The sequence below is a fragment of the Brevundimonas sp. genome (assembly GCF_004210735.1).
GTDB lineage: Bacteria > Pseudomonadota > Alphaproteobacteria > Caulobacterales > Caulobacteraceae > Brevundimonas.
Map to the genome: position 1 here is coordinate 17699 of NZ_SDZL01000038.1, position 10759 is coordinate 28457.

General features: G+C 71.1%; 8 protein-coding genes. 6 read left to right on the forward strand and 2 right to left on the reverse strand.

Annotated elements, in window-relative coordinates; all coding sequences use genetic code 11:
• Positions 1-43: 43 nt before the first annotated feature.
• The 6 genes from mutS to EON91_RS09875 all read left to right on the forward strand — a co-directional run bounded on the left by mutS (position 44) and on the right by EON91_RS09875 (position 9640).
• Complete coding sequence (gene mutS, locus EON91_RS09850) at positions 44-2734, forward strand: DNA mismatch repair protein MutS (protein WP_292094076.1); 2691 nt, start codon at positions 44-46, stop codon at positions 2732-2734.
• Entirely contained in the window at positions 2731-5394 is a 2664-nt protein-coding gene (gene glnD / locus EON91_RS09855; protein ID WP_292094078.1) for a [protein-PII] uridylyltransferase, read from the forward strand. The genes mutS and glnD overlap by 4 nt, the downstream gene beginning before the upstream one ends.
• A gap of 195 nt (positions 5395-5589) precedes the next feature.
• A complete protein-coding gene (gene murJ / locus EON91_RS09860; protein WP_292094089.1) occupies positions 5590-7167 on the forward strand; it encodes a murein biosynthesis integral membrane protein MurJ in 1578 nt (525 codons plus the stop codon).
• A 181-nt stretch (positions 7168-7348) separates the two neighbouring features.
• Entirely contained in the window at positions 7349-8386 is a 1038-nt protein-coding gene (gene trpS / locus EON91_RS09865) for a tryptophan--tRNA ligase (protein WP_292094080.1), read from the forward strand.
• Between the two features lie 78 nt (positions 8387-8464).
• Positions 8465-9163: a GNAT family N-acetyltransferase gene (locus EON91_RS09870; protein ID WP_292094082.1), complete on the forward strand. Its 699-nt coding sequence runs from the start codon at positions 8465-8467 to the stop codon at positions 9161-9163.
• Positions 9164-9178: 15 nt separating this feature from the next.
• A complete protein-coding gene (locus tag EON91_RS09875) occupies positions 9179-9640 on the forward strand; it encodes an OsmC family protein (RefSeq protein ID WP_292094084.1) in 462 nt (153 codons plus the stop codon).
• Here EON91_RS09875 and EON91_RS09880 read toward each other — a convergent pair.
• Together EON91_RS09880 and EON91_RS09885 are read right to left on the reverse strand one after the other, a co-directional pair.
• Positions 9637-10386 (reverse strand): dienelactone hydrolase family protein, encoded by a 750-nt coding sequence (locus EON91_RS09880; protein ID WP_292094086.1) that lies wholly within the window; start codon positions 10384-10386, stop codon positions 9637-9639. The two genes, EON91_RS09875 and EON91_RS09880, sit on opposite strands and share 4 nt — an antisense overlap.
• A gap of 142 nt (positions 10387-10528) precedes the next feature.
• A partial coding sequence (locus EON91_RS09885) for a dihydrodipicolinate reductase C-terminal domain-containing protein (protein ID WP_292094087.1) occupies positions 10529-10759 on the reverse strand: 231 nt, incomplete at its 5' end.

The window sequence follows — 10759 nt, forward strand, 5'->3', positions numbered from 1 at the left end:
GCGCTTGAGGCGGCGGGCGCGATCCGTCACCCTGCGGCCACGCATGAACGCCCCCCTGTCTCATCCCCCGAAAGCCGAGTTGAAGCCCGACACCGGCACCACGCCGGTGATGGCGCAATTCCTGGCGGCCAAGGCGGGCCAGCCGGACGCGATCCTGTTCTTCCGGATGGGCGATTTCTACGAGCTGTTCTTTAAGGACGCCGAGATCGCCTCGGCGGCGCTGGGCATCACCCTGACCAAGCGCGGCAAGCATCAGGGCGAGGACATTCCGATGGCCGGGGTGCCGGTTCATGCGCTGGACGGCTATCTGGCGCGGCTGATCCGGCAGGGCTTCAAGGTCGCCATCTGCGAACAGCTGGAAGACCCGGCCGAGGCCAGAAAGCGCGGCTCCAAGGCGGTGGTCCACCGCGACATCGTGCGGGTGGTGACGCCCGGCACCCTGACCGAGGACACGCTGCTGGACGCGCGCGGCGCCAACCGGCTGGCCGCCGCGGCGGTGCGCAAGGGTCGGGCCGCCGTGGCCGTGGTCGAACTGTCGGCCGGGGCGGTGGACTCGGTCGCCTGCGACCTGGCCGACCTGGGCGCAGTGCTGGCGGCGTTCCGGCCGTCAGAGGTGTTGGTGCCCGACCGCCTGTTCTCGGACGAGGCGCTGAAGGGCGCGCTGGATGGGTCGGGCGGGGTGGTCCAGGCCATGCCCCAGGCTCTGGCGGAGCCCGTCGCCTCACGCGACCGGGTTCAACGGCTGTATGGCGTCTCGGCGCTGGACGGCTTCGGCGCCTTTGAAGAGGCCGAGGTTTCGGCTCTGGGCCTGATCGCCGCCTATCTGGAGACGACCCAGGCGGGCAAAATTCCCGCCCTGGCCCCGCCACGCCGCAGCGGCGAGACCGGCTTTCTGGCTATCGACCCGGCCACGCGGCTGAGCCTCGAGATCGACCGCACCCAGCGGGGCGAGCGGGACGGCAGCCTGCTGCACTGTATCGACCGCACGGTCACTGCGGGGGGCGCGCGGGCGCTGGCCGAGCGCATCTCGCGCCCGCTGCGCGATCCGACGGCGATCAACCACGGGCTGGATGCGGTCGAATGGCTGCTGGAGCGGCGCGATCTGCGGGGTGATCTGCGCGAGGCCTTGCGCGCCTCCGCCGATGTGGCGCGGGCGACCTCGCGGCTGGCGCTGGGGCGCGGCGGCCCGCGCGATCTGTCGGCTATCCGCAGTGGTCTGGCCACGGCGCAGATGCTGGCCGGCCTGTTCGCCCCCTCGCGCGATCCGTTGACAGGCCCCAGCGCGCGCCTCGCCGCCTGTCTGGACCGGCTGGCGCTGGAGGCCGACACCTCGCATCTGCTGGCCGATCTGACCGACGGACTGGTCGACGAGCCGCCGCATCTGCCGCGCGACGGCGGGTATGTCCGGCCCGGCCACCGCCCCGAACTGGACGCCGCCCGCACCCTGCGCGACGACAGCCGCCGGGTGGTCGCTGATCTGGAGGCCCGCGCCGTCGCCGAATCCGGCGTGCCGTTCAAGGTCCGCCACAACGCCGTTCTGGGCTATTTCCTGGAGGCCAGCGCCAAGGCGGCCGAGGGCCTGCTGCGCGCCGGACCGGACAGCCCCTTCATCCACCGCCAGACCTTGGCCAGTCAGGTCCGCTTCACCACCGTCGAACTGTCCGAGCTGGACGCAAAGATCAGCCAAGCGGGCCACCGCGCCCTGGCCATGGAGGGCGAGACGTTCGAGGGCTGGCGGCGCGAGGTCGCGCGGCTGGCCGGGCCGCTGCAGGGCGTGGCCGAGGCCCTGGCCGAGCTGGATGCCCACGCCGCCCTGGCCGAATGGGCGCAGGAGGTGGGGGCCGTCCGCCCCGCCGTCGACGACAGCCTGTGTTTCGCCGTCGAGGCCGGCCGCCATCCGGTCGTCGAGGCGGCGGTGAAGGCGCAGGGTGCGCCCTATACGCCGAACAACTGCAAGCTGGCCGGGGACGGCGTCGGCGCCTCGCGTCTGTCGATCGTCACCGGCCCGAACATGGCGGGCAAATCGACCTTCCTGCGCCAGAACGCCCTCTTGGTCGTGCTGGCCCAGGCCGGGGCGTTCGTGCCCGCACGTTCGATGCGGCTGGGCGTGGTCGACCGGCTGTTCAGCCGCGTCGGCGCCGGCGACGACCTAGCGCGGGGGCGTTCCACCTTCATGATGGAGATGGTCGAGACCGCCGCCATCCTGACCCAGGCGACGCCGCACAGCTTCGTCGTGCTGGACGAGATCGGGCGCGGCACCGCCACCTATGACGGTCTGGCTATCGCCTGGGCCACGGCCGAGGCCCTGCACGAGACCAATCGCGCCCGCACACTGTTCGCCACCCATTATCACGAGCTGGCGCGGCTGGAAGAACGGCTGGACCACGTCTGCAACCTGTCCATGAAGGCCAGGGAATGGAACGGCGAGCTGGTCTTCCTGCACGAGGCGGCGCCCGGCGCGGCGGACCGCTCCTATGGCGTGCAGGTGGCGAAACTGGCCGGCGTGCCGACGGCCGTGGTCGGCCGCGCGCGCGAGGTGCTGGACCGGCTGGAAAGCGAAAAGGCTGCGACCGCCCGACTGGACGATCTGCCTCTGTTCGCCATGGCCGAGCCGGCGCCCCCGCCGATGAAGTCGGCGCTGGACGACGCCGTCGCCGCCATCGATCCCGACGAACTGACCCCGCGTGAGGCGCTGGAGGCGCTGTATCGGCTGAAGGGGCTAAGCCGGTCGTGACCGAACTGGACACCCGCCTCGTCGCCGCCGCCCAGGCCGCCGACGTGCGCGGGGCCGTCGCCGCCGTGCTGCGCGAGGGCTTCGACGCCGCTCGCGCCCGCGCCGCCCGCAAAGTGGATGGCGGCTTGGGGGGGGTCGAGGTGGCGCGGCTCTATTCGGCGGCGGCGGACGAGATGCTGACCGCCCTGTGGCGCTTCACCACGGAGGTCCTGTATCCGGCGCCCAATCCGACCGAGGCCGAGCGCATGGCCCTGCTGGCGGTCGGCGGCTACGGTCGGGGCGTGCTGGCGCCGTTCTCGGACCTGGATCTGCTGTTCCTGCGGCCGTGGAAGTCGAACGCCCGTACCGAAACGGTCACCGAATTCATCCTCTACGTCCTGTGGGACCTGGGACTTAAGGTCGGCTCGGCCGCCCGTTCCATTGATGAATGCCTCAGCCTGTCGAAGCGCGACATGACGGTGCGCACCGCCCTGCTGGAGGCGCGGCTGCTGGCGGGCGATGCAGGCCTGGGCGAGGGTTTCATCACCCGTTTTCGCGACACGGTGCGCAAGGCCGACCCGCGCCCCTTCATCACCGCCAAGCTGGACGAGCGCGACACCCGCCACCAGAAGGCCGGCGCCGTGCGTTACAAGGTCGAACCCAACGTCAAGGACGGCAAGGGGGGGCTGCGCGATCTGAACACCCTGTTCTGGATCGCCCGGTCGCTGGCCCCGGACAGCCCGCTGGGCGGCGCGGCGCTGGATGACCTGCTCACCCCCCGGGAGCGACGCACGTTCGAGGAAGCGTTCGACTTCCTGTGGCGCGTGCGGGCGCATCTGCACCTGATCGCGGGGCGGGCGGAGGAAAAGCTGACCTTCGACCTTCAGCCCCAGGTCGCCCGGCGTATGGGCTGGCGCGGGCGCGGCGACGAACCGGCGGTCGAGCGCTTCATGCGGCGTTATTTCCTGCATGCGCGCGACGTCGGCGCCCTGACCCGCTCCATGAGCGCCCAGCTGGAGGCGCGCCAGCAGAAACAGGCGGGCGGCCTGTCACGCCTGCTGCTGCCTGGCCGCCGCCGTCGCCGCGTGCTGTCGGACGGCTTCGTCATCGAAGGCGGGCGCCTGTCGATCGCCGGTCCAGAGATCTTCACCCGGGACCCGGTGCGGCTGCTGACCTTGTTCGTCGAGGCGGATCGTCACGATCTGGACCTGCATCCCGAGGCGTTTTCCGCCGTCACCCGCGCCCTGCCGCTGGTGACGCCGACGCTGCGGCGCGACCCACGCGCGGCGCGCGCCTTTCTGGATGTGCTGGCGCATGGTCAGCGCCCGTACCGCGTCCTGACCATCATGAACGAGACGGGTCTGCTGGGCCGGTTCCTGCCCGAATGGGGGCGGATCGTCGGTCAGACCCAGTTCAACATGTACCACGCCTATACGGTCGACGAGCACACCTTGCAGGCCGTCGGCATCATCAACGACATCGCCCGGGGCAAGCTGACGGACGACCATCCGACCGCCTCGATCATTGTCCACCGCATCGCCGATGTCGAGGCGCTGATGCTGGCGATGCTGCTGCATGACGTGGGTAAGGGCGGGGACCGGGGTCAGCTGGAGGACGGCGCCATCGCCGCACGCCGGGCGTGCGAGCGGCTGGGCGTCGACCCGCGCCGCACCGAGCTAACGGTCTGGCTGGTGCGCCATCACCTGGCCCTGTCCGACTACGCCCAGAAGCGGGACGTGGACGATCCGGCGACCGTGCGTGCGTTTGCCGGATTGGTCGGAGACCCGGAGCGGTTGCGCACCCTGTTGATCCTGACCGTGGCCGACATTCGCGCCGTCGGACCCGGCGTCTGGAACGGCTGGAAAGGCCAGCTGATGCGCGCCCTCTATGAACGGGTCGAGGCCCTGTTCCGGGGCGAGGACTTGGCGGGCCTCGATCCCATGGCCCAGGCGCCCGAGCTGGTCGCGCGCGCGCGGCGCAAGGGGGCCGCTGTCGCGGCGACGCCGCCGGTCGAGGGCGAGGGCGCGACCCGCGTCGCCGTCGCCGCCAACGACCGGCCCGGCCTGTTCGCCGACCTGACCGCCGCCCTGGCCCAGGAGGGGGCCGACGTGGTGGGTGCGCGCCTGGCCACCGCCGATGACGGCATGGCGCTGGATGTGTTCGAGCTTCAGGATGGGGCGGGCGCCCCCTATGGCGTGGCCGAGCCGCGTCGCCTGACCCGGCTGATCGCGGCGCTGGATGCGGCCGCGCGCGGCGAACTGGCGTTGCGCCCGCCGGAAGAGACCCCGGTCAACGCCCGCCGCGCCGCGTTCGAGGTCCGGCCCGTGGTGCTGATCGCCCCGGCCCCGCGCGAAGGGGTATCGCTGATCGAGGTGTCGGGCGCCGACCGGCCCGGCCTGCTGGCCGACCTGGCGCGCCTGCTGGCCCGACAATCGATTTCGATCCGCTCGGCCCATGTCGCCACCTTCGGCGAGCGGGCGGTCGACAGCTTCTACGTCATGGCTGATCCCGCCCGACTGGAGCCCCTGCGCGCCGCGCTGGAGGCGGTGCTGGATCGCGCGCCGATGGCCACCTCGGGTCGCAGGGTCGAGCCGGTTCGCGCCAGCGCCCGCGATGTCTCGGACTTCGGCGCCGGTGGGGACGCCGGAGGGGGCGTATCGTCCGGCGCGGAAGCACGCTAAGGCTGACGACAGTCCTTGCCCAGAGAGCGAACCAGAGAGCGAAACCGGCGCCCCGTGAGCCAGCCTCCCAAGTCCCCCGCAGACCCGGCGCCCCAGCCCATCGAGCCCGCCGCCGCTGTCCCGGCCGCGAACGCCACCGTCGAGCCGATCGTCCAGCCCTCCGCGTCTGGCACGACGGCGCGAAAGGGCGGCGGCATGATGCGCTCCTCGGCCATCTTCAGCGGCCTGACCCTGGTCAGCCGGCTGGCTGGGTTCGCCCGCGATACGGTGATCGCGGCGGTGCTGGGCGGCTCGGCCAGCCCGGCGGCTGACGCCTACAACACCGCGCTCAGCTTCCCCAATCTGTTCCGCCGCATCTTCGCCGAGGGCGCCTTCGCCGCCGCCTTCGTCCCCGCCTACGCCCGCACCCTGAAGACCGAGGGCGAGGCCGTCGCCGATCAGGTCGCGACCGACGCCCTGGCGGCCGTGGCCTTCGTCACCGTGCTGCTGACGGTGGTCGCCCAACTGGCCATGCCGTGGCTGATGACGGTCATCAACATCGGCTTCCTGGACGATCCGGCGCGGTTCAAGCTGGCCGTCGTTCTGACCCAGATCACCATGCCCTATCTGCCCTGTATGGCGGTGGCGGCTCTGCTGTCGGGGGTGCTGAACGCACGCGGGCGATTCATCGTCTCGGGCGCCTATCCGATCCTGCTCAACGTCATCATGTTGGCGGCCGTCATCCCGGCCCAAGGCGGTCAGGTCGGCGCCGCCTATGCCGCGTCGTGGGCTGTGCTGGTCGCGGGCGTGGCCCAGGCAGGCCTGTGCTGGTGGGCGGCGAGGAAGGCGGGGGCCAATATCCGCCTGTCCCTGCCGCGCCTGACCCCGGCGGTGAAGGCCATCGTCATCACCGCCGTGCCCGCCGCCATCGGCAACAGCGCGACACAGATCAACGTCTTCATCTCGGGAAACCTGTCCAGCTTCGTGGCGGGCGGCCGGACCTGGCTGGCGACAGCGGATCGGCTATACCAACTGCCGCTGGGTCTGGTCGGGGTCGCCATCGGCATCGCCCTGCTGCCGCGCCTGTCCGCGGCCGTGGCCAGCCATGACCACGCCCAGCAGCAAGCCGCGCTGGACGAGGCGGTGGTCCTGTCCATGGCCCTGACCCTGCCCGCGGCGGCGGCCCTGATGGCCATGCCCTATTTCCTGATCGACGCCCTGTTCACGCGCGGCGCCTTCCTGCAGATCGACGCGATCAATACGGCCAGGGCCCTGCTGCATTTCGGCTGGGGCGTGCCGGCCTTCGTCCTGATCCGCATCCTGTCGCCCGCCTTCTTCGCCCGCAGCGACACGCGCACGCCGATGACCTTCGCCCTGGTCTCGGTGGCGGTGAACGCCCTTCTGGCCATCGGCCTGTTCAAGGCGGGCATGGGTGTTTCCGGCATCGCCGCCGCCGTCTCTGCCGCCGCCTGGAGCAATGTCATCCTGCTGGCCATCGCCCTGTGGAGGCGCGGCCATTACCGCCCCGGCGGCGCGGCCGTGTCGCGCTTGATCCGCATCGGCCTGGCCAGTGTCGGTTTGGGGCTGGTCGTCGGCGTCGCCTCCTGGGCGCGCCCCTGGCTGCAGGCGCCGGTCAGCGACATGCTGGGCGCCATCGGCAGCGACCACGGCGCCAAGGAGCTGACCCTGCTGGCCGTCGTGGCGGTCGGCGGCCTGACCTATGTCGCCCTGGCCTTCGCCACTCGCGCCGTCACCCTGACCGAGGTGAAGGGCCTGATCCGTCGTGGCCGTTGATGGGGCCGCTGATCCAGCGCCCGCCTTGCCCTTCGCGCCCCGAGGCGATAAGCGCGAGGGCATGGCTTGTTCGGGACATTTCCTCGCCGCCGGGCGATGGCGCGGCTGATCCTCCGCCTTCCCGTTCCCGCGCCGTCCGTGCGCGCACTTTCTCCTGCCTTTCGTCCCGAGATCCACGACCATGACTGACCAGACCCCGGCCCCCTACGCCGGCCCCCGCCGCATCCTGTCCGGCATCCAGGCCTCCGGCGCCCTGCACCTGGGCAACTATCTGGGCGCGCTCAAGCGCTTCACCACGCTTCAGGACAGCGGCGCGCCGCTGTTCGTCTTCGTGGCCGACATGCACGCCATCACCGTCTGGCAGGACCCGGAGAAGCTGGCGGCCCAGACGCGCGAGATCGCCGCCGCCTATCTGGCCGCCGGTCTGGACCCGGCCAGGGCGACCATCTTCCCGCAGTCGGCGGTGCCGGCCCACGCCGAACTGGCCTGGATCTTCAACTGCGTCGCCCGCCTCGGCTGGCTGGACCGGATGACCCAGTTCAAGGAGAAGTCGGGCAAGCACAAGGAGCGCTCCAGCGTCGGCCTGTACACCTATCCGGTGCTGCAGGCGGCGGACATCCTGCTCTACAAGGCGACCGAGGTGCCAGTGGGCGAGGACCAGAAACAGCATCTGGAATTGACCCGCGACATCGCCGCCAAATTCAACACCGACTTCGGCGTCCCGAACTTCTTCCCCCAGCCCGAGCCGCTGATCCAGGGGCCGGGCACCCGGGTGATGAGCCTGCGCGACGGCGCGGCCAAGATGTCCAAATCCGACCCGTCGGACCTGTCGCGCATCAATCTGACCGACGACGCCGACACCATCGCCGCCAAGGTCCGCAAGGCCAGGACGGACATGGAGCCGCTGCCCGAAACGGTCGAGGGGCTGGACGGTCGGGCCGAGGCGAAGAACCTGGTAGCCATCTACGCCGCCCTGGCCGACACGACGCGCGAGGCGGTTCTGGCCGAATTCGGCGGTCAGGGCTTCGGCGCCTTCAAGCCGAAACTGGCCGAACTGGCGGTATCGTCCATGGCCCCCGTCACCGCCAAGATGCGCCGCCTGATGGCCGATCCGGCCGAGATCGACCGCGCCCTGACGGCCGGCGCCGAACGCGCCCGCGAGGTCGCCGAACCGGTCGTGGACGAGGTCAAGAAGATCGTCGGCTTCTGGCGCGCCTGAGCCGGGCCCGGCGGATTCCGGTCGCCGAATTCGCCGGACATCTGGCGCGGGAACCACAGCGGGCGTAGGTCCGCCCGCATGACGCCGAACCATCCGCTGGATCGACCCGTGTGGAGCGCCCTGACCGGCCGTCAGAAGGCGCTGGCCCTGGGCGGGCCGGACGCCGTGCGACTGGATCCGTCCATGGGCGTCTTCCTGGGCGGGGCCGATGCGTCGGACGCCAGCATCGCCGCCATGGCTGATCTGATCGCGGCCCATCCCGGCTCGGGCGTGTTCGAGGCCGAAGGCAGTGCGATGGACGCCCTGTTCCCGGCGGGCGTGACGGTCGCCAACCGCATCGTCTGCGTGCAGATGCACTGCCAGGCCCTGAGCGCCGTCCGGACGCGCGACGACCGGGACGTGCTGCCGCTGGGCGAGGTCGATGCGGCCGAGATGCTGGAACTGGCGACCCTGACCCGGCCCGGCCCCTATCGCGCGCGGACTCATGCGCTGGGCGACTTCATCGGCCTGCGCCGCGACGGCCGGCTGATCGCCATGGCGGGGCAGCGGCTGCGCGTGGACGGCTTCATCGAGATCAGCGCCGTCTGCACCCATCCGGATTTCCGGGGGCAGGGGCTGGCGGCGGCGCTGATGCGGCTGCAGGCCGAGCGCATTCTGGCGGCGGGCGAGACGCCCTTCCTGCATGCCGCGCATGACAATGCGGCAGCGGTCGGTCTGTACGAAAGGCTGGGCTTCCGCACCCGAACCCGCATCGCCTACACCGTTCTGACCGACTGAACCGGAGACCTCCGCATGGCTGAGTATGTCGCAACCGTGGACTGGCGCCGGGACGACCAGCCCTTTGCCGATAACCGTTACAACCGCGCGCATGACTGGCGCTTCGACGGCGGCGCCGTGGTGCGCGGGTCGTCGGCGCCGTCCAGCGTGCCGGAGCCGATGTCCGATCCTGCCGCCGTCGATCCGGAAGAGGCGCTGGTCGCCGCCGCCAGCAGTTGCCACATGCTGTTCTTTCTCGCCTTTGCGGCCCGGGGCGGTTTCGTCGTCGATCGGTATCTGGACAACGCCGTGGGCGTGATGGGTAAAGATGAGCGGGGCCGCACCGCTATCATTGAGGTCGTGCTGCGTCCCGCCATCGACTGGTCCGGAAAGGTCCGCCCCGACACAGCGGCCATCACCGACCTGCATCACCGCGCGCACGCGGCCTGTTACATCGCCAACTCCATCCGCGCCGAGGTTCGGGTCGAGTCCGCCTAGGTGTGGGGGGCCGCGTCGGTCAGGAAGGCGCCGAACCGGCGCAGGGCCTCATCCGTCAGTTCGGCGTCATACCGCATCGGCCCGGCCCCGGTCGGCTCGTCGAAGGCGTGGGTCCCCTCGGCGATCCAGCTTTCGACCTCAGCGCCGCAGTCCGCCAGCATGGCGTTGATCCGCTGGGCGTTGGTGACGGTCGTAAGATGGTCGCGGCGGGCCGTCACCGCCAGCACGCGCGGGCAATGCCGCCACGGCCGCATCCGGTTGAAGGCGAAGGTCCCGACATAGGGATAGGACAGCCACACCGCGCGAACGCCAGACAGGTCGCAGGCCCCCGGATCGGCCACGCCCATGGCGCCCGGCGTGGGCGTGGCGCTCATCGCCTCCATGATCGACCAGCCGCCGTGGCTCCAGCCGGCGATGGCCAGGGCGCTAGCATCGACGTCGGCCCGGCGCGAGATTCCGTCGATGGCGGCGAGCACGTCGCCGGCCCGCTCGTACCCGCGCAACACCAGACCACTGCACACCGCCGTCAGGGCGAAGGCCCTGCCATAGCCGCGCGGTCCGTAGGAATCGATGATGAAGGCCCGCCAGCCCGCCGCCTTGGCGGCCTCGGCGTAACGCGGCAGATGCGGCCTCAGCCCGCCGCAGCCGTGGAAGATCAGAACGGCGGGCCGCGGCCGGTCGTCGTCCGGCCCGACGACGGTCATGCGCGGTTCCAGCCGGGCCCAGCGAACGGCAAGCGTATCCATGGGGCGACCATACCCCGGTCCGCTGGAAGCGCGACCCCTCATCCGTCAGGCTTCGCCTGCCACCTTCTCCCGCAAGGGGAGAAGGGAAGATCGCACTCAAGCAGCGCGTGACCGCGTCACGCGCGATAGCGCCCGTCAGGCGTCACGCCTGACGGAAACCCAGCACGTCTTGCATGTCGTACAGGCCGGGGCGGCGGCTGCGGACCCAGGCGGCGGCGGCGACGGCGCCCTTGGCGAACAGGCTGCGGTCGATGGCCGAATGGCTCAGGGTCAGGGTTTCGTCCTCGGACGCGAACAGCACCGTATGCTCCCCGATCACCCCGCCCGCCCGCAGCGAGGCGAAGCCGATCTTGCCGCTCTCGCGCGCGACTGG

Excerpts from the sequence above, each read along its gene's own strand:
- EON91_RS09880 (WP_292094086.1), bottom strand. The coding sequence starts at position 10,386 with ATGGATACGCTTGCCGTTCGCTGGGCCCGGCTGGAACCGCGCATGACC.
- mutS (WP_292094076.1), top strand. The coding sequence starts at position 44 with ATGAACGCCCCCCTGTCTCATCCCCCGAAAGCCGAGTTGAAGCCCGAC.
- EON91_RS09870 (WP_292094082.1), top strand. The coding sequence starts at position 8,465 with ATGACGCCGAACCATCCGCTGGATCGACCCGTGTGGAGCGCCCTGACC.
- trpS (WP_292094080.1), top strand. The coding sequence starts at position 7,349 with ATGACTGACCAGACCCCGGCCCCCTACGCCGGCCCCCGCCGCATCCTG.
- murJ (WP_292094089.1), top strand. The coding sequence starts at position 5,590 with ATGATGCGCTCCTCGGCCATCTTCAGCGGCCTGACCCTGGTCAGCCGG.
- EON91_RS09875 (WP_292094084.1), top strand. The coding sequence starts at position 9,179 with ATGGCTGAGTATGTCGCAACCGTGGACTGGCGCCGGGACGACCAGCCC.